This window comes from Bradyrhizobium sp. Gha, from assembly GCF_900113735.1.
Classification (GTDB): Bacteria; Pseudomonadota; Alphaproteobacteria; order Rhizobiales; family Xanthobacteraceae; genus Bradyrhizobium.
The window spans coordinates 16,184-33,536 of sequence record NZ_FOQM01000016.1; the positions used below are offsets into that span (position 1 = coordinate 16,184).

General features: G+C 62.1%; 17 protein-coding genes and 1 tRNA gene. 3 read left to right on the forward strand and 15 right to left on the reverse strand.

Annotated elements, in window-relative coordinates; translation table 11 throughout:
* Positions 1-73: 73 nt before the first annotated feature.
* Genes BM222_RS19775 through mbfA form a run of 3 tightly spaced genes read right to left on the reverse strand, consistent with a single transcriptional unit; the run spans position 74 to position 2,474 of the window.
* A complete protein-coding gene (locus BM222_RS19775; RefSeq protein WP_092230616.1) occupies positions 74-604 on the reverse strand; it encodes a cytochrome b in 531 nt (176 codons plus the stop codon).
* A 30-nt stretch (positions 605-634) separates the two neighbouring features.
* On the reverse strand, positions 635-1,492 hold the full coding sequence (locus tag BM222_RS19780) for a hypothetical protein (RefSeq protein ID WP_092230620.1): 858 nt from the start codon (positions 1,490-1,492) through the stop codon (positions 635-637).
* A 10-nt stretch (positions 1,493-1,502) separates the two neighbouring features.
* Positions 1,503-2,474 (reverse strand): iron exporter MbfA, encoded by a 972-nt coding sequence (gene mbfA / locus BM222_RS19785; protein ID WP_092230623.1) that lies wholly within the window; start codon positions 2,472-2,474, stop codon positions 1,503-1,505.
* Between the two features lie 188 nt (positions 2,475-2,662).
* On the opposite strand from mbfA, the gene BM222_RS19790 reads away from it, so the two are divergent.
* The gene (locus BM222_RS19790) at positions 2,663-3,394 is read left to right on the forward strand and encodes a hypothetical protein (RefSeq protein ID WP_092230624.1); all 732 of its coding nucleotides are present in this window, start codon (positions 2,663-2,665) and stop codon (positions 3,392-3,394) included.
* A gap of 140 nt (positions 3,395-3,534) precedes the next feature.
* Here the strand turns inward: BM222_RS19790 and BM222_RS19795 are convergent, their stop codons facing one another.
* The 7 genes from BM222_RS19795 to BM222_RS19825 all read right to left on the reverse strand — a co-directional run bounded on the left by BM222_RS19795 (position 3,535) and on the right by BM222_RS19825 (position 9,921).
* Entirely contained in the window at positions 3,535-3,897 is a 363-nt protein-coding gene (locus BM222_RS19795; RefSeq protein WP_092230627.1) for a hypothetical protein, read from the reverse strand.
* A gap of 112 nt (positions 3,898-4,009) precedes the next feature.
* Positions 4,010-5,164, reverse strand: coding sequence for an alpha/beta fold hydrolase (locus BM222_RS19800; RefSeq protein ID WP_092230629.1), 1,155 nt, complete (start codon positions 5,162-5,164; stop codon positions 4,010-4,012).
* A gap of 27 nt (positions 5,165-5,191) precedes the next feature.
* Complete coding sequence (locus BM222_RS19805; RefSeq protein WP_092230632.1) at positions 5,192-6,061, reverse strand: MBL fold metallo-hydrolase; 870 nt, start codon at positions 6,059-6,061, stop codon at positions 5,192-5,194.
* A gap of 18 nt (positions 6,062-6,079) precedes the next feature.
* Positions 6,080-7,270, reverse strand: coding sequence for a serine hydrolase domain-containing protein (locus tag BM222_RS19810; RefSeq protein ID WP_092230636.1), 1,191 nt, complete (start codon positions 7,268-7,270; stop codon positions 6,080-6,082).
* Between the two features lie 20 nt (positions 7,271-7,290).
* A complete protein-coding gene (locus BM222_RS19815) occupies positions 7,291-7,902 on the reverse strand; it encodes a glutathione S-transferase family protein (protein WP_092230639.1) in 612 nt (203 codons plus the stop codon).
* A 167-nt stretch (positions 7,903-8,069) separates the two neighbouring features.
* Positions 8,070-8,912, reverse strand: coding sequence for a fumarylacetoacetate hydrolase family protein (locus tag BM222_RS19820; RefSeq protein WP_092230641.1), 843 nt, complete (start codon positions 8,910-8,912; stop codon positions 8,070-8,072).
* Between the two features lie 160 nt (positions 8,913-9,072).
* Positions 9,073-9,921 carry an MBL fold metallo-hydrolase gene (locus BM222_RS19825; RefSeq protein WP_092230643.1) on the reverse strand — a complete coding sequence of 283 codons (849 nt, stop codon included), beginning with the start codon at positions 9,919-9,921 and terminating at the stop codon, positions 9,073-9,075.
* A gap of 132 nt (positions 9,922-10,053) precedes the next feature.
* Here BM222_RS19825 and BM222_RS19830 point away from each other — a divergent pair, with 132 nt between their 5' ends.
* A complete protein-coding gene (locus BM222_RS19830) occupies positions 10,054-10,485 on the forward strand; it encodes a DUF3775 domain-containing protein (RefSeq protein WP_177243328.1) in 432 nt (143 codons plus the stop codon).
* Positions 10,486-10,538: 53 nt separating this feature from the next.
* Here BM222_RS19830 and BM222_RS19835 read toward each other — a convergent pair whose 3' ends face one another.
* The 3 genes from BM222_RS19835 to BM222_RS19845 all read right to left on the reverse strand — a co-directional run bounded on the left by BM222_RS19835 (position 10,539) and on the right by BM222_RS19845 (position 13,820).
* Positions 10,539-11,321 carry an SDR family oxidoreductase gene (locus tag BM222_RS19835; protein ID WP_092230649.1) on the reverse strand — a complete coding sequence of 261 codons (783 nt, stop codon included), beginning with the start codon at positions 11,319-11,321 and terminating at the stop codon, positions 10,539-10,541.
* A 171-nt stretch (positions 11,322-11,492) separates the two neighbouring features.
* Positions 11,493-12,005 (reverse strand): CvpA family protein, encoded by a 513-nt coding sequence (locus BM222_RS19840; protein WP_092230653.1) that lies wholly within the window; start codon positions 12,003-12,005, stop codon positions 11,493-11,495.
* A 222-nt stretch (positions 12,006-12,227) separates the two neighbouring features.
* Positions 12,228-13,820, reverse strand: coding sequence for a GMC family oxidoreductase (locus BM222_RS19845; protein ID WP_177243329.1), 1,593 nt, complete (start codon positions 13,818-13,820; stop codon positions 12,228-12,230).
* A 430-nt stretch (positions 13,821-14,250) separates the two neighbouring features.
* Here BM222_RS19845 and BM222_RS19850 point away from each other — a divergent pair.
* A tRNA-Met gene (locus BM222_RS19850) sits at positions 14,251-14,327 on the forward strand.
* On the opposite strand, the gene BM222_RS19855 is transcribed toward BM222_RS19850, so the two are convergent.
* Both BM222_RS19855 and BM222_RS19860 read right to left on the reverse strand, forming a co-directional pair.
* Positions 14,284-16,023, reverse strand: a complete 1,740-nt coding sequence (locus BM222_RS19855; RefSeq protein WP_349509867.1) for a recombinase family protein — start codon at positions 16,021-16,023, stop codon at positions 14,284-14,286. The genes BM222_RS19850 and BM222_RS19855 overlap by 44 nt on opposite strands.
* Positions 16,024-16,160: 137 nt before the next feature.
* Positions 16,161-16,970 (reverse strand): hypothetical protein, encoded by an 810-nt coding sequence (locus BM222_RS19860; RefSeq protein WP_092230660.1) that lies wholly within the window; start codon positions 16,968-16,970, stop codon positions 16,161-16,163.
* Between the last annotated feature and the right edge of the window lie 383 nt (positions 16,971-17,353).

The window sequence follows — 17,353 nt, forward strand, 5'->3', positions numbered from 1 at the left end:
TGACTGAGAAATGATGCGCAGTTTTATCCCATGTCGCAACCGCTGTTTGATCGTGGTTGATCTGTCTGGAATGTCATCCGGGCAGCATTCGCTGCATCACGCGGTCGCGATAGACGAAGATATGTACGAGCGCGGACGCGATGTGAATGCCGATGGTGACGAGCAACGCCCATTCCATGGCCTGGTGGAGGCCATCAATGGTCCGGCCGGCCGCCGCATTGTCGGACGCGAGCATCGGCAGCGGCACGATATAGAAGAACGAGACGGACCAGCCGCGGAAGGACGCAAACAGCCAGCCCGAGACCGTCGTTGCCAGCACCAGCGCGTAGAGCAGCCAGTGGACGGCCTCCGAGGACAAGCGCTGCCAGCCGGGCAGCGAGCTTTCAGGCGCGACGGGATGGGTGAGACGCCAGATAAGGCGGAGCGCTGTCAGCAACAGGACCGTCAGGCCAATCGACATGTGAAAGGTCATGCCGGCCCCCGGGTTCATGCCGCGATGGATATCCGGCATCAGCCAGCCGATGGGGTATTGCACGGCCAGCAGGGCCACGATGAGCCAGTGGAAGAACTTGGCGGGCGTGCCGTATTGAAGGCGGGTGGTCATGAGGATCCTGGCATTGAGCGGTCGCGCCCGTCAGGGCTGGAAGCCGCGCACGGCAGCATGGGTGAACGGATTGACTGGTCCGCTCATGCGATAGCTCCCCTCCGGCTTTTGTCCCGGCACGGGAAAGGCATAGCCGATGATGGTCTTCACCACGAAACGGTCGGACGCCGGCGTCAACCCGTAGCCGACGCCAAAGTTCACATCGAACACGCCGGCCTTGAAGTCGGTGACGGCAAACAGCGTGTGCTGCTGGTCGGCGAGCTTGCTGAAATTTCCGATCTGGCCGAAGTCGGCGTAATATTCGAACCCGGCAAAGACATCGTTGCCGAGATTGCGGGCCAGCCGGGCGGCGGGTGCAAAATCGGCTTCACCCTTGCTGCCGAAGCCGATATCCACGATCGGGTTCACGATGAATTCATATTCCGAGTTGCGCACGCCGATGATGGGGCGGATCTCCAATCCCCATCGTGTCTGCGCGAATTTCGGCATTTCGTAGCTCAGCTCGAAATTGACGCCATAGAAGAAATTTCGTTGTTCGGCGTGTGGCGAGACGAACAGCGTGCGCAGCTTGAACGCGTCGGACAGGAATTGCCGGTCCTGCACCGCGAACGGCAGATAAAGCCCGAGCTCCCACCAGTCGGTCATGCCGTAGGCGAATTCGGGCGTACCGTTGAGGCTGTGGTTGGACGGAAAGCCTCCAGGGAACGGCGGATCCTTCTGTCCGAGCGCCACATAGTTGAGATGTTGCTGGATGGTGAACTGGCCCACCTCGGCAATGCCGGCATTGTAGACCTGGATCTCGTCGGTGGCGCGAGCGTTCGACGCAAGCAGGATCAATATGCTAGCCAGGCTCGCGACAGCAAGAACATGTGAACGGTGTTGCTTCATCACGCTCGCCTCAGGCCGCCCCGATCAATATCCCCACCGCCAGCACGATCGCGCCGCCGAGCACGATCTGGAAGACGGCCTGCAGGAACGGCGTATCCATATAGCGCGCGCGGATGAAGGCGATCGCCCACAATTCGAAGAACACGACGATGCCGGCGATTCCGGTCGCGATCCAGAATGCGTTGGCCCAATGGTCGGGCACGAGATAGGGCATGGTATGGCCGAGCCCGCCGAGCGTCGTCATCGCGCCGCAAGTGATGCCGCGCAGCCAGGGCGAGCCGCGTCCCGTGAGCGAACCATCGTCGGACAGCGCTTCCGCAAAGCCCATGCTGATGCCCGCGCCGATCGAGGCGGCGAGGCCGACGAGGAAAGTCTGCCAGTTCTGGTGCGTGGCGAAAGCCGCCGCGAACAATGGTGCCAAGGTCGAGACCGAACCGTCCATCAGGCCGGCGAGGCCCGGCTGCACATATTGCAGCACGAACATGCGTCGCCGCGTGCGGTCTTCCTCGGCGCGCACATCCGGTTTCAAGATCTCGTCGGTGAGCGCGACCGCGCGGTTCTCGTGATGTTTTTCTTCCTCTGCGAGGTCGCCGAGCAAACGGCGCACGCCGACATCCTCGGCCTGCTCGGCGGCACGCGCGTAAAAGCGCTCGGCCTCGAGCTCCATGGTCTCGACCTCTTTCCGGATCGTGTCGAGCGGCAGGTTCTTGGTCAGCCAGATCGGGCGCCGGCGCAGAAAGCCTTTGACGTCCTCGCGGCGGATCGGCGGCAGATGCGCACCAAACCGTTCTTCATAGAGCTTCAGCAGCCGATGCCGGTGTCCCCGTTCTTCCTCGGCCATTTCCTCAAATATCTTGGCCGTATCAGGGTAGCGCTCCCGCAGGTCCTCGGCGAAGCTCATATAGATGCGGCTGTCCTCCTCCTCGGAGGCAATCGCGACCGCAAGCACCTCGCGCTCGGTCAAATCAGCAAAGCTCTTCACCGGATCGCCCTGTTTAGGTAGTTTAGAATTGTTCTAAACTCATATAGGCCGCAATTCGTTCAGGGTCAATTCACGCCTCCTGCGCGAACGCTTGCATCCGAAGGGGCATGACAATGTTAGTTCAATGCATTCAGACGGGGCCCGGCTTACGGCTTCGAACTTTGCAACTGTGGCTGGACGGGTGAACGATGGACAAGGTCAAGTTTCGTCTCAACAATCCGCGGCTGGCGCCGCGTCGCACCAAGCTTGAAATCCCCGGGTGGGCCGGCAAGCGTGAGCCTCGTGCGGATGGTTCGCGAGAGCAGGTCTGGCATTGCGTGCCTTTTTCCGAGGGTGCGCAATACGGCATCGAGCTGTTCTATCCCTATGATTTCGAGCTTCACGTCACGACCAAAGCTGGTCAGTTGCTGCTCGAGGCCGATTGGGGTGATCCGCCGGAAGGCGGCGCGGAATGGCCGCCGTTTCGCAAATTTGGTGACGCCTTCTACACCTATCAGATATTGCTCGATCTGAAGGTCGAAAAAGGCCTGGCGGTTCGTACCGAGCCGCATCCGCGATTCTATACGGATCCGACTGACGCAGTGCCGATCGCCGTCCCTGCGCTGATCCGCAATTGGTGGCCCATGATGTTCTTCTGCGTCTTCAAGGCCCCGGCGGAGGGGCGAACCCACATCTTCCGGCCCAACGAGCCCTTCGCGCAAATCATCGTCATTCCCGAGGAAGCCAATTTCGAGCTGGAGCACATGGGCGAAGAAGAAGCGGCAGAGCGCGAGCTGCAGGCGCGCCGCATCTACCACAACAGGCCCAAACTAGCGGCCGGGACCGAGTGGACCTCCTCATCTGATACGGTGTTCGACGGCACTTACCGGCACCTGCATCGCGCGGCAAAGGACAAGGCTCGCAACGAACAGGGCGGATGATGTTTCTGGCCGTGGTCCTTCGTCCGGAATAAGTGTTCCCGGCGCTGATGCGCGATTCTGCTTAAATTTCTTGGTTTCCGGCCAACGAAAACAAAACAGGACCCGGAGGTCCTGTTCGTCTCATTGCTGACGTCGCGCCTTCAGTAGTCGCGGCGATAGAAGCTGTGGTGGTGATGATGGTGATGATGGTGGTAATACCGCCGATACCGCGGCACCACGACGACCGGCGCTTCGTCGTAATAGCGATAGCGCCGATAGAAGCTGTGGTGATGATGGTGATGATGGTGGTGGTAGAATTGAGCCACCTGAACATTTTCGCTGGCTTTTGGCCGGGGCGCTTCATCGATGGCTTGCAGAATGGCGCCGGCGTTTGCGATCGGCTCCAGCAAATCGGCGTAGGAATTCGCCTGTAGGACGTCCGTCGGTGCAGGCGCCGCTTGGGCGGTGCCGAGCGTTCCGAGCGTCGCCACTGCTCCCAACAATCCGGCGATCTTCTTGTCCAATGTCGTTCTCCATCGTCGCCGGACCCAATTTCCGGTATCTCGCAACGCCAGATGTTGCCGGATGTTCCCTGAACCGCAGATTAATCCCTTATGGCGAGAGCTTGGCGTCGCTTCAGCCGAAAGAGGGTGCGGTGCGGTAGAGAAATTGTAACAACAGGGCGCTCACCTCGGCCGGCTGCTCCTGCTGCACCCAATGGCCGGCGCCATCGATGAGATGGCAGCCGAGCATCTTCGTGCAGCCTCGCCCCTGCATGGCCTCAAACACGCCGGGGCGCTGATAGGTGCCCCAGTCCTGTTTGCCGGAGATGAAGCAGGAGGGGACGTCGATGCTGCGGCCTGAGAACAGCTGCATCTCGTCGTTGAGCATGCCTGACGTCACGTAACGATACCATTGCAGTCCGCCCTGGAATCCGGTGCGGCCATATTCGGCAGTGTAGAAGGCCAGATCGCTGTCCGGCAGCCATTGGTTGGCCGCGATCGCGGCGGGCGAGGGCATTTCCTTCGCAACCGTCTCGGCCATCGTCTTGCCGAGGTCCATCACGTAATAGGTCGGCAGCTTGGCGAGTTCGTCCGCTGACCACGACTTCAGCGGGTATGGCTCGTTGCCGGCCCAGTCCGCGCTCTTGTGATGATAATAGGCGCGCAGGAAATCATGCACGCCTTGCGGTGCATGCTGCATGTCGGCGTTGGCTGGGCGTGTCGCATAGTACCATTGATAGTGGATGCGCGGACGCGGTAACGCGGCGAGCTCGCGATGCACGTGGTCTTCGACCGCCGGCTTCGCTGGCGCATCGGCGGTGTTGAACGGCAACGGCGGTGCTCCGCCGAACGGCGCGCTCATCAGCGTCACCGAACGAAACACGTCGGGCCGGATCAGCGCGCACCAGGCCGCGACCGGACTGCCGAAATCGTGTCCGGCGAGATCGACCTGCTTGTAGCCGAACGCCGATACCAGCGAGAGTGCATCGCGCACCAGGTTGAGGAGCGAGAACGGCGTGAGATCGTCATCGTAATCCGCTTGCCATCCGGTGGTGCGGCCATAGCCGCGCTGGTCGGGCGCGAGCACGTGATAGCCGGCGGCCGCGAGTGTCGGCATCACCTTGCGCCAGGAGAAGGCGAGCTCGGGAAAGCCGTGCAGCAAGAGGATGCAGGGTCGGCCCTTGGTCTCAAAGCCGGCTTCCAGCACATGCATGCGCAAGCCGTTGACACCCTCGACATAGCGCGAGCGGATACCGGCCGGTAGGGGGATATCAGGGAGTGCTGTCATCGTTTCTGTCTACCCTACGGAATCTCGCTAAACCGCCGCACACACAAACGCGTTGCCCTTGCGCTTGATCTTGCCGACCGAGGGAGAGGGGAAATGCGCGGTGCAGCACAGGGTATCCGTGTCAGCATAGCGCTCCAGAAACCTGCGGCGCGTCGTGGCCGCCTTGACCGGATCGACATCGAATTTGATCGACAGCTCCGGATAAAGCGTCTGCAACGGCGAGTGCATGAGGTCGCCGGAGAACACCGCGTCGTCCTTGCCGCGTCCCATCACGATCGCGACGTGGCCGGGCGTATGGCCGGGCGTCGGCACGATCCGGACGTGGTCGCCGATCTGGTGATCATTGCCGACCAGCTCATGCCTGTTGGCCTCGACCACCGGCAGCACGCTATCGACGAAGGGCGGGATCGCCGTCGTCGCATTCTGCTCGAACCAGTGATCGTATTCCTGCTTGGCGATAAGGTAGCGCGCCCTTGGGAAGGTCGGCACCCAGCGGCCGTTCTCCAGCCGCGTGTTCCAGCCGACGTGATCGACATGCAGGTGCGTGCACATCACGAAATCGATGTCATCGACCGAGACGCCGGCGGCATTGAGCGCGCGCAAATATGTGTCGTCGGTCTTCATGTTCCATTTCGGACGATTGGGCCGCGGCTTGTCGTTGCCGATGCAGCTGTCGATCAGGATGGTGTGATGCGGCGTCTTCACCACATAGGACTGGAAGCACAGCATCAGCACGTCATTGTCGTCGAGCGCTTTGGCCTGCTTCATCCAGGCGCGGTTCTCGGCCAGCAATTCCGGCGTCAGCCCGGGGATCATCTCCAGTGCCGGGACGAACGAGGTCTCCTGCTCGATGACACGCTGAATGCTGAGATCGCCGACCGCATATTTCAGGCTCATGCTCGCTTTCCTTCGTGATCAATGCGCATCGCGCACGGATGGAATGACGATATTGGAGAGGATGTCCATCGCGGCCAGGCCTTCCTTCGGTTGGCCGTATTGCGCGGCTGAAGTCATCATCACGAGATCAAGCTCGGGCACGATGAAAAGGCGCTGACCGCCCCAGCCGAAGGCGGCGACCCATTTGATCTCCTTGCCGCCGGCCAGCGAGCGGCCCATCCACCATTGATAGCCATAGAACAGCGTGCCGCCGAAATAGCCGACCGCCTGGAAACGCGGCGTGACCGATTGCGCGATCCAGTCGGTCGAGACGATATGTTGGCCCTTCCACGCGCCGCGATTGAGCACCAGTTGGCCGATCTTGGCCGCATCGCGCGGCCTCAGGCGCAGGCCGGCGGCCGCAGCGATCTTGCCGTTCTTAAAAGGCTTCCATTCGAGATCGGCGATGCCGAGCGGCTGGAACAGTGCCTCGCGCGCGAACGCCTCCAGCGGCTGTTTCGAAACGCGCTCGATGATGTTGCCGAGCAGTTCCGTGCCGCCCCCACTATAGGTCCATAGCGTGTCGGGCGGTGCTGCGATCGGTCGCGACAATATGTAGCCGAGTGAATCCGGCTCGGTGACGAGATGCGGCTCGTCGTTATCAGGATCGGTCCAGGCCCGCGCCTCGTCCCATTTGAAGCCTGATGACATCGTCAGCAGATGGCGCAGCGTGATGGCGTCCCATCCCGGCTGCTTCACCGCCGCGTAGTCGGGAAAGAATTTCAGGACGGGCTCATCGATGCCTGCGATGAGCTTGCGGTCGATCGCGATTCCAACCAGCAGTGACGTCACGCTCTTGCTCACCGAGCGCATATCGTGCTTCGTCGTTGCGGCGAATTCGTACTGGCCGTCGGGCTGTCCCCAAGGCTCGTCGTAGCCGGGAAAATACTGCTCGAAGACGAGCTTGCCATGCCTGATGACGACGACCGAATGGACCGCGGTTGCCCGCTGAGCGAGTCGCGGGGCGATGGCGCAAAGCTTCGCGGCGTCCATGCCCACACTGTCGGGCGAGGCGATCTCCCAGCCATCGTCGATCGCTGCAGGCGCTCCGCAGGCCTGATCGGTCGGTCCAGGCGGCATGCTCTCCGCCCATAGATTGGTGGCTGAGACGGAGAGCGCGAGCACGAGGCTCGCACTGAGACTTGTGAGGCGGGAGAAGCGATCGCGCATCCTTACCCTGCCTGTTCCCACTACGCCGCTGGCGGCACCGAGATCTTCACCGAGTGTCGCTCCAGCATCTTCTGGTGGAAGGCGTCGAGTTTCGGATAGGCCTTGCGCCAACCGCAATCGGCGAAGCGGAAGTCAGCGTAGCCGAGCACGCAAACAAGGCCGATCTGCGAAATGTCGAACGGGCCGTTCAGCACATCGGGCATGTTCTCGAAGCGCGCCATGCCGGTCCAGGCCCGGTTCCAATGGTCATCCGACCACGCCTGCCATTGCAGGCCCTGCGGCCGCACCATCTTCTCGTAACGGCACAGCAGCATGGAATCGAGCATGCCGTTGATCAGCGAATGATTGGTCTTGGCTTTCCAGCGCCGCGGACCGTAATCCGGGATCAAGCTGCCGCCGGCCATCTCGTTGAGATATTCGACGATGACATAGGAATCCAGAATGACGTCGCCGTCATCAGTGATCAGCACCGGCAGCTTCTTCAGCGGCGTGATCTTCGAATAGTCCTCGTTGACCGTGCCGGGCGTGACCGTTGCCGGCGTGAATTCGATCTTGTCGATCAGCCCGAGCTCGATCGCGGCGATGCGCACCTTGCGGGCGAAGGGCGAGGCGGGGGAGAAGGAAAGTTTCATGGGAAATGTCCTGCGGGGTGATCGGCAGTTGGCTTTCGTCATTGCGAGCGAAGCGAAGCAATCCAGTCTGTTTCCGGCGAAATAGTCTGGATTGCTTCGTCGCCAGCGCAAAGTTGCTTCGCAATTTTGTCGCGGGCTCCTCGCAATGACGAGGAGAGAGCGCAGCCTTACGCCGCCACGATCTCCTGGCGCTGCTCGCCGAGGCCTTCGATGCCGAGCGTGATGACGTCGCCGACGTTGAGGAAGGTCGGCGGCTTCATGCCGAGGCCGACGCCGGGCGGGGTGCCCGTCGTGATGATGTCGCCCGGCAGCAGCGTCATGAACTGCGAGACGTAGGAGACACACTTGGCCATCGAGAAGATCATGGTCTTGGTCGAGCCGGTCTGGCGCCGCTGGCCGTTGACGTCGAGCCACATCGACAGGTTCTGCACGTCCTTGATCTCGTCCTTGGTGGCGAGCCAGGGCCCGAGCGGGCCGAACGTGTCGTGCGACTTGCCCTTGGTCCATTGGCCCAGGCGCTCGGTCTGGAAGTTGCGCTCGGAGACGTCGTTGCAGACGCAATAGCCGGCGACGTGGTTCAGCGCGTCGGCTTCCGAGACGTATTTGGCCTGGGTGCCGATGATGGCCGCGATCTCGACCTCCCAGTCGAGCTTGGTCGAGCCGCGCGGCTTCTCGACGTTATCGTTCGGACCTGACAGTGAGGTGTTGGCCTTCATGAAGATGATCGGCTCGGACGGAATAGCGGCGCCGGTCTCCTTGGCGTGGTCGCTGTAATTGAGGCCGATCGCGACGAATTTCGAGATGCCGGTGACGGGCGCGCCGAAGCGCGGCTTTCCGGAGACGGCGGGCAGGGAGGCCGGATCGATGGCCGCGAGCTTCTTGAGGCTGTCAGGCGAATAGGCCTCGCCGGTCAGATCCTTCACATGCGCCGACAGGTCGCGCAACTGGCCGGATTTGTCGATCAGGCCGGGCTTTTCCGCACCCTTTTCGCCATAACGAACAAGCTTCATTCTCGTCTCTCCCTGAGTGGACTGATCGGTTGAACAGCTTCATGGAACAGGGCCGCGGTAAATTCAACCGCCGAAAAGGACGCGCATTGCAGCCCCCTTAATTCGGTGGGACGAGCGAGGTTTCTTGCCTCGGACGCTTCTCCGCGTCCGGGACACGGCATCATCCCAGCGCCACAAATTTGAACGCCTCTCCCTCCCGCCTGACATGCCCGGCCGAGAAATGCCCGCCGATCACCAGCGTCGGCGTATCGGCAAATCGGCCGAACAGCGCGGCCCGCGTCGCGGCCGACTGAGCTTGGTCGGAATCCGCGGTGGAGGACCAGCCGAGATGTGCCATCTGGCAGGGGTGATGGGCGACGTCGCCGGTCAGGAGTCCCTGTTCGCCGTCCGAATGGATCAGGATGCTCATATGGCCGGGGCTGTGGCCGGGTGTCGGGATCGTGCTGATCTCGTCCGAGAGGCGGTGGTCGCTCGGGATCAGATCGGCGCGGTCGGCATCGACGATCGGCTTCACGGAATCGTTAAAGACGGCCTGCTTGTCCGGCTCGGACGAATTCTCGCGCCAGTGCTCGTACTCGGTGCGGCCAAACACGTAGCGCGCCCTTGGGAAGGCCGGCAGCCATTCGCCGCCGACCAGTTTCGTATTCCAGCCGACATGGTCGACATGGAGATGCGTGCACAGCACGGTATCGATGCTGTCAGGCGGAAAGCCCGCAGCCGCCATGATCTCCAGAAACGGCGTGTTGCGGTTATTCCAGGTCGGGACGCCGCGGCCCTGCTTGTCATTGCCAAGGCCGGTGTCGACCACGATGCGCCGCGTCGGCGTCTCCACCACCAGCGAATGGATCGACATTTTCAGCCGGCCTTCTTCGGTGGCGAAATGCGGGATCAGCCAGGGAAGCTTCCGAATTTCATCATTGGTCGCGGCCGGCAGGATGAACCGGGTCGAGCCGACCGTCTCCATCTCCACCACTTTGGTGATTTTGACCTTGCCCACCTTCCACTGCATCGGGCGTCCCTCGTTTTCTTGGTTTCGCGAAAGATGCGGCGTCGCGCCCTCGAACGCAATGGATCATCTGCCGTGATGTCGCGTTGTCTCGGGAACCTGAAATCAGTCACGCCACGAGCTAAGGGGAAACTCATGCCAGAGCTTGCCATTTCCGCCGACAAGATCGCTTTTATCATCGAGAAGGCCCGCGAATTCGACGTCAAGGAATCCGCCACCGATGAGGATTCCGGCTCGAATGCCACCGATGACGACGAAATCGACGTGCTGGAGGACACGGCCTCCGACCCGGTCGCAGCCGAGCTCACTGGATTCATCCGGGCGCTGAACGAAGACGAGCAACTTGACCTCGTCACGCTGATGTGGCTCGGCCGCGGCGATGGCAACGTGGACGAGTGGGACGATCTGCGTAGCCGGGCGATCGAGGCCCGCGCCGGATACAAAGCGCCCCGGCGCGAAGTGGTGCAATATCTGCTGGGCGAGCCGATGCTCGGTGATCTGCTCGCCGACGGCATGGACGAGCTCGGCATGAACTGGACGGACGAGCGAACCACGCCGGTGTCATAGCGCGTTGTGATGTCACCTCTCCAGCCAGCGGGAGAGGTTGCAGCATCACGCTCTCACAGGGTGCCGGGGAAGGCGCCCCCGTCGAGCAGGATGTTTTGTCCGGTGATGAAGCCCGCCTTGGCGCCGCAGAGGAAGGCGCAGGCATAGCCGAACTCGTCGGGCTGGCCGAAGCGACCGGCTGGATTGAGCTTGGCGCGCTCGGCCAGGATCTGCGCCGGCGTGACGCCACGCTTGTCGGCTTCGCCCTTCGCGGTGCTGGTCAGGCGATCCGTTTCGAACGGGCCCGGCAACAGGCCGTTGATGGTGACGTTGTTGATCACGGTCTTGCGCGACAGGCCGGCGATGAAGCCGGTGAGGCCGGCGCGCGCGCCGTTGGAGAGGCCGAGAATGTCGATCGGCGCCTTGACCGCCGCCGAGGTGATGTTGACGATGCGGCCGAACTTGCGCGCCATCATGCCGTCGACGGTCGCCTTGATCAGCTCGATCGGGGTGAGCATGTTGGCGTCGATCGCCTTGATCCAGTCGTCGCGAGTCCAGTTGCGGAAATCGCCGGGCGGCGGGCCGCCGGCATTGTTGATGAGGATGTCAGGCTCGGGGCAGGCTTTCAGCACGGCCTCGCGGCCGGCTGGCGTGGTGATGTCGCCGACGATCTCGGTGACCTTCACGGCGGGAAAGGCCTTGCGGATTTCGTCCGCCGTCTTCTTCAGCGCCTCGGCGCCGCGCGCGGTCAGCGTGACGTCAACGCCGGCGTCGGCCAACGAGAAGGCGCAGGCGCGGCCGAGGCCCTTGCTGGATGCGCAAACGATGGCGCGGCGACCTTTGATCCCAAGATCCACTTGTTTCACTCCCATAGTGTCAGGCAAGTTTTTGGATGGCCGGCACTCTAGCCAACTGCGGTGCCCCTGATAAGGGACGGGCCCGCGTCAAAATGCATGGCGCGGCGCTTGGCGATGCAAATGCGCAGACATGATCCGTGGGTTTTCCGCAAGGTTCATGCCCAAGAACGATCAGATGCGCCGCTCCTGCTTGAGGCGATCGATTGCCTCGGCCGCCTCTGGAGGGAGTGACTTGAAGCCCATCTGCCCGACCGCCGAGAACAACGGCCGCAGATGCGAGCCCGCGAGGAAGGGCGGCTGGCGATTGGCGGGCACGATCTGGTCGAACACCAGCACCAGCGAGGTCGCGACGAGCCCGACCCTGACGGCGCCGAGCGCGGCGCCGCCGAGGCGGTCGCCGATCCCGGCGTCCCGGATGGTGTCGTCCAGGACGAAGCGACCGATATATCCCAGCAACATGCCGACCACCATGAAGATGCCGAAGAACCAGATCCAGCCCTGGACCAGCGGCACATTCGGGTTGCCCGCAATTTGCGGCGCGATCATCGGCATCAGCGAAACCGCGATCGGGGCGGCAAGGAGATAGGCGAGAATGGTCATGGCGCTGCGGAGCAGGCCGGTTTTGAAGCCGAAGCCGATCGCGATTGCCAGCGCGGCACAGACCGCGAGATCGAAACTGTTCATGAGCGAACCCTGCCGATGGAACGAATGGACGGCGAACCGGTCGTTCGGTTTCAGATCGCTAAAATCGTCTGTATTGTTGTTGGCTCCAGAGGGACAAATGCTGCGCCTTTCAGTATTACTCGAGACGGGTAAAGAAAACATCTTCTGGTTGTCGTCGCACCCTGGTGCGTACTTGCGTAGGGGCTGCGACCCATAGCCTCAGGTGCTGGGGAGAGCGTCGCCCTACCGCATCTCCGCCCGGATCATATCCGCCGCCTTCTCCCCGATCATGATGGTTGGCGCATTGGTGTTGCCGCCGATCAGCGTCGGCATGATCGAGGCGTCGACGACGCGCAAGCTCTCGACGCCGTGCACTTTCAGTTTCGGATCGACCACGGCCATCGCATCAGTGCCCATCTTGCAGGTGCCGACGGGGTGGTAGACCGTGTCGACGCGATTGCGCAAAATGTTGCGGATGTCGTCGTCCGTCCTGACATCGGTCGTGAACATGTCCTTCTTCTGCAACGCGCGCAGCGCCGGCGTCTCCATCAGCCGCCGCGTGGTCTTGAAGGCGCCGACCATCGCCTCGAGATCCTCCGCCTCGCCCAGGAAGTTCGGATCGATCATCGGTGCAGCGAGTGGGTCGGCAGTTTTCAGCCAGACGCTGCCGCGGCTCTTCGGCCGAAGCAGGCAGACATGGCATGAGAAACCGGCCTCCTTGTGCTTCTTGCGGCCGTGATCGTCGAGCATCGCGATGACGAAGTGCAGCTGAATATCAGGCACGTCGAGGTCGGGGCGGGTCTTCAGGAAGCCGCCACATTCGGCGAAATTGGTGGTCATCAGGCCGCGCCGTTCGCGTCGATAGCGCTGGATGGCACGGAGCAGGGACGGCAGGCGGCCGAGCGATGCGTGCACGAAGTGCGGATAGTCGGAGGCGTAGACGAACACGAAATCCGGATGGTCCTGAAGATTGCGCCCGACGCCCGGCAGATGATGCGTGACGCTGATGCCGTGCTTGCCAAGCGCCTCGCCATCGCCGACGCCCGACAGCATCAAGAGTTGCGGCGATTGGAACGCGCCGGAGGCGAGGATCACCTCGCGGCGCGCGCGCAGCTGCTTTCTCTGCTTGCCCTGCACATATTCGACGCCGACGGCGCGTCTACCCTCGAACAGGATTTTCGTGGCGTGCGCCCCGGTCTCGACGCGCAGATTGGTTCGCTTGTCCAGGTGCGGATTCACGTAGGCCCGCGCCGCGCTCCAGCGCTCGCCCTTGTGCTGCGTCACCTGATAGCTGCCGAGCCCCTCGTGGTCCGCTTCGTTGAAGTCGTCGCGGATGCGGAACTGCGCCTCGCGCGCGGCCTGGTGGAAGATGTCGTGGATTGGATTATCCGAGCGCAATTTATTGACATGCAGCGGGCCGCCCTTGCCGTGATAGTCGCCCTCGAAATCACTGTTGTTCTCCGAGCGCTTGAAATAGGGCAGCACGTCCGCATACGACCAACCCGCATTGCCGAGTGCAGCCCAGTGGTCGTAATCCCATTTGTGGCCGCGGATGTAGACCATGGCGTTGATCGCGGAGGAGCCGCCCAGGCCCTTGCCGCGCGGCTGATAGCCGATGCGGCCGTTCAAGCCCTTCTGGGGCACGGTGTCGAAGGCCCAGTTGGCCGTCTTGTATGGCAGCGCGAGCCCGAAGGGCGTGGTGATGCGCCAGGTGTCGTTGCGCCCGCCGGCATCGAGCAGCGCCACTGACGTCGCCGCATCCTCCGACAGCCGCCCCGCCACCGCGCAACCGCCGGAGCCCGCGCCCACGACGACGAAATCGAATGTGTCAGTCACTGACATGTCCCCCTTGGAATTGTTTCTTCTCGTCATTGTTAGCGCGCGACCATGGTCTGAAAGCTGTCCGGGAGCGGCGCCAGGGGCGCTCGCAAGGGGGCGGTCCATAATCCATTCATTGGCGGTCCTCCCGATCAGGCGTTTTCGCCGCTGTTTTGTTGCCGCAGGCTGGCTCTTTGTGGAACTTCTGGCAAGTCCGTGGCATTCGGCCGAAATCCACGCCCGTTCCCTGTCACAAAGTCGAAAAAAACGTCCTCGCAGCCCTTTCCAAAGACGGTCGGGGTTGGTACATACCGCCCGCACCCGACGGGTTTTGCCCGGGGTTGCCTTCCAAGGAAGCCTTCGGGACGGGAGAAGCAAGCCACGCGCACAGCGTCGGCCCTCAATCCACCGTCCCCGGCCTTTTCACGAGGGCAAGGCAACAGTTTAACGCGGGGTGGAGCAGCCCGGTAGCTCGTCAGGCTCATAACCTGAAGGTCATAGGTTCAAATCCTATCCCCGCAACCATCGCCCCCTGCGACTCTCCGGCCCCGGTCACGGTGTCGGAAAGTCGCAGGATCGCGGCAAGTTGGCCGTCAATTTCGATCCCTACCGGCTCACCCGGCCCGCGCGGATGGATCGTCACTTTCTCGACAATCTCACGGATGCCGGCGAACGCGGCCTGACGCGCCTCATCACCCGTGCCAGCCAACCACTTCTTGAGCGACCTGATCTTGAGCCGGTAGGCGTCGGCCGCGTTCGGATGGAACTCGACGGGATCGGCGCCGACGGTCGCGCGCTCGCGCTCGATCTCGTCGCGCTCGGCCTCAAGGGCCGCAAGGCGGTCTTGCACCGCGCGGGCCGGGGTGCCCGATACGATCGCATCGACAAGGCGGCCGATCGCTGTGTTGACGGTCGAGAGGCGTTTCTCGATCGCCCGGATTTTGCCGGCGGCTTTGCTGTTCAATTCGCGGCTCATGCGGTGAAACTCGGCGACATACTCGGCGACGAGATCGGGATCGGCGAGGTGTTGCTCGATCCCCTTGAGCACGCGATCCTCGACAACGGATCGCGGCACGCCGAGCGCGTTGTCGCACAAGCCGGTTTCCTTCCGGCGAGAGCACATCAGGCGGATACCGTCTTTGCCCGAGCCGCACGCGATCATGCCCGAACCGCACTTGCCGCACTTCACGAGGCCCGACAACAGATGCACCGGCCGCGCCTTGTGTGGCGTGCCGGCGCGATCGCCGACGCGGCCTTGCGCGCGCGCCCATGTCTTTTTGTCGATGATGCGCAGATGCTCGGCCTCGGCCTGCATCCATTGGTCACGCGGATTGGGCCGGCTGATCCGTCGGCCGGTTTCCGGGTCTTTGACGAACGATTGCCGGTTCCAGATGATGCGACCGGCATAGAGATCGTTTTGCAGAATGCCGTTGCGACGCGTGCGACTGCCGCCGATCGTCGAGGCGTTCCAGACGCCGCCGCGAGGGCCGGGCACGCGTTCTTTGTTGAGCCGAGCGGCGACGTCGCGCGGCGTATTGCCGTCGAGGTATAGCTCGAAAATGCGTCGCACGGTGTCGGCTTCGGCCTCGTCGATTTCCAGAATGCCAGGGCGGCCAAGAACGGGGCGATAGCCGAAACTGCGCCCGCCATTGTGGCGGCCGTCGCGCACGACACCGGCTTGCCCGCGCCGCGTCTTTTGCGCGAGGTCTTTGAGGTAGAGGGCGCCGACGAGTCCTTTGACGCCGACGTGAATCTCGCCGACCGTGTTATCGACGAATGTTCTGATCTCGACGCGGGCGAAGTTCAAGCGCTTATGGATGCCGGCCAAATCTTCCTGATCGCGCGAGATGCGATCGAGCGACTCGGCGACGACGACGGCAAACTTGCCGGCCTTGGCGTCGCGCATCATGCGTTGCAGGGCAAGGCGGTTAAGGGTCGAGGCGCCGGAAATGCCGCGATCGGAATAGACCTGCACGACAGTTAAACCGTCGCGCGCACACATCGCGCGGCAGAGCGCGACTTGATCCTCGATCGACTTGTCGGTTTGCTTCTCTTTGTCGCTAAACCGGGCGTAGATTGCTGCTTTCAACGCCGCCCCCCTCAACATTGCCATTCCGGCACTGATAATCCTCGATCGCGTCGGCTCGCGCAAGCGCCCGTACAAGCGCGCGCATAGCCTCGCTCGGCCCACCACTGGCGGCGCCTTTCTTGGCGCGCGCATCTGATGGGCGTTTCGAGGTCATGGGTGATTTTGGTCCTTAGGAACCAAAAACCCCGCCGGTGAGGGCGGGGTCTTCGAGGAGAAGGTCAGCGTTTGGCCTGAGGCCCTCGAGCACTTCGAGTAGGCTGGAGCACTCGTTAAATTGCGGTGGTCTCGACAGCTTTGTCGGTGCGTACCGCGAGGTATCTTGCGGCCGCTTTCGGCGGAAGAAAATCAACGCCCGACCAGGGCATCGCCGCGACTGTTGGCCCCGTTGGCTCGAACGCGTCTAATTTGCCGGCGAGCCCAAGCGCAAGGGTGCTCATGGCGCGGTACCATGCCACGTATTCTGCTCGCGCCTCAGCAATCGCGAGAGGAGATGGATCGCACCATTCCAGCGGAGACCGAGGCGAGAGAGCGATTGCATATTCCCCGTCACGTTTGCGCGCCCGGCCTTCGTTGCGTTTCAATTCGATCAGATCGCCCGCAGTGTCGATGCCGTACACTAACGGTCGTGGGCGTCCTGCTGTCGGCACGAACCTTTGATGCGGTTTAGGCGCGTCGAAGCGCCAATTAGGCCGCTTACCCTGCGCAGCGTTACTAACGACGATTGCTTGCGGATTAAAGGTCGATGACAGGATTGCGATCAAGGCGTCGTCGGCGACGATGTTGGCGAATTCGCCGAATAACCGCAGTGCCTCAGATCGACCTGAGAGCCGTACCTCGGTATCAAGTCTTCCGATAGCATCCGCCACGCGGCGAGCGTCAGCACATGGTTCTCCCGGCACATAACCCATCGATCCAATATCGATGGTTGGCGTTCGGCCCAAACTACGAGCGATGCTGCCCGGACGGATCGGGCTGCGACCGATTGCAAAGCCGATGTCAGCCAACACCGGGCGCCCTTTCGGCAGCTCTTCACGAACGGCCCACTGCACCAACCGTTCGACGTCGATCCCGGCTTTCATGCTTCCTAGCTTCTTTTGCGGGTAACTTACGTGAGGTGCACATTGGGTATTTGAACCTTTCCTTCCAGTCAAAGACCCCCCTCAACCTGGTGGTATCGAAAATGCAAAAAGTGCCTGCCCCGCAGGGACATCTCAGACTTATTTTTGTCGAATATTGAACCAGCGAAATTGGGCTCAGGGCGAATCACGCAGTTGCTATGTCGATAACACGTTGGCAGGTAAACCAGATTTCGCGAACGTACTTTTGTATTAACTTGCACGCGAATTCTCGCGTTCGTTACGGAAAAGCTCCGATGCTGGAGCGGCGAAATGCTGGGTGGTTTCGTACCCAGTACGAGGAAACTCTCGCTCTTCAGCGACCCTGGGCGGGAGGCTGGTTCGGC

Coding starts and splice junctions, on each gene's coding strand:
- BM222_RS19775 (WP_092230616.1), bottom strand. CDS start 604: ATGACCACCCGCCTTCAATACGGCACGCCCGCCAAGTTCTTCCACTGG.
- BM222_RS19780 (WP_092230620.1), bottom strand. CDS start 1,492: ATGAAGCAACACCGTTCACATGTTCTTGCTGTCGCGAGCCTGGCTAGC.
- BM222_RS19790 (WP_092230624.1), top strand. CDS start 2,663: ATGGACAAGGTCAAGTTTCGTCTCAACAATCCGCGGCTGGCGCCGCGT.
- BM222_RS19800 (WP_092230629.1), bottom strand. CDS start 5,164: ATGACAGCACTCCCTGATATCCCCCTACCGGCCGGTATCCGCTCGCGC.
- BM222_RS19805 (WP_092230632.1), bottom strand. CDS start 6,061: ATGAGCCTGAAATATGCGGTCGGCGATCTCAGCATTCAGCGTGTCATC.
- BM222_RS19810 (WP_092230636.1), bottom strand. CDS start 7,270: ATGCGCGATCGCTTCTCCCGCCTCACAAGTCTCAGTGCGAGCCTCGTG.
- BM222_RS19815 (WP_092230639.1), bottom strand. CDS start 7,902: ATGAAACTTTCCTTCTCCCCCGCCTCGCCCTTCGCCCGCAAGGTGCGC.
- BM222_RS19820 (WP_092230641.1), bottom strand. CDS start 8,912: ATGAAGCTTGTTCGTTATGGCGAAAAGGGTGCGGAAAAGCCCGGCCTG.
- BM222_RS19825 (WP_092230643.1), bottom strand. CDS start 9,921: ATGCAGTGGAAGGTGGGCAAGGTCAAAATCACCAAAGTGGTGGAGATG.
- BM222_RS19830 (WP_177243328.1), top strand. CDS start 10,054: ATGCCAGAGCTTGCCATTTCCGCCGACAAGATCGCTTTTATCATCGAG.
- BM222_RS19840 (WP_092230653.1), bottom strand. CDS start 12,005: ATGAACAGTTTCGATCTCGCGGTCTGTGCCGCGCTGGCAATCGCGATC.
- BM222_RS19855 (WP_349509867.1), bottom strand. CDS start 16,023: ATGCGCGCGCCAAGAAAGGCGCCGCCAGTGGTGGGCCGAGCGAGGCTA.
- BM222_RS19860 (WP_092230660.1), bottom strand. CDS start 16,970: ATGAAAGCCGGGATCGACGTCGAACGGTTGGTGCAGTGGGCCGTTCGT.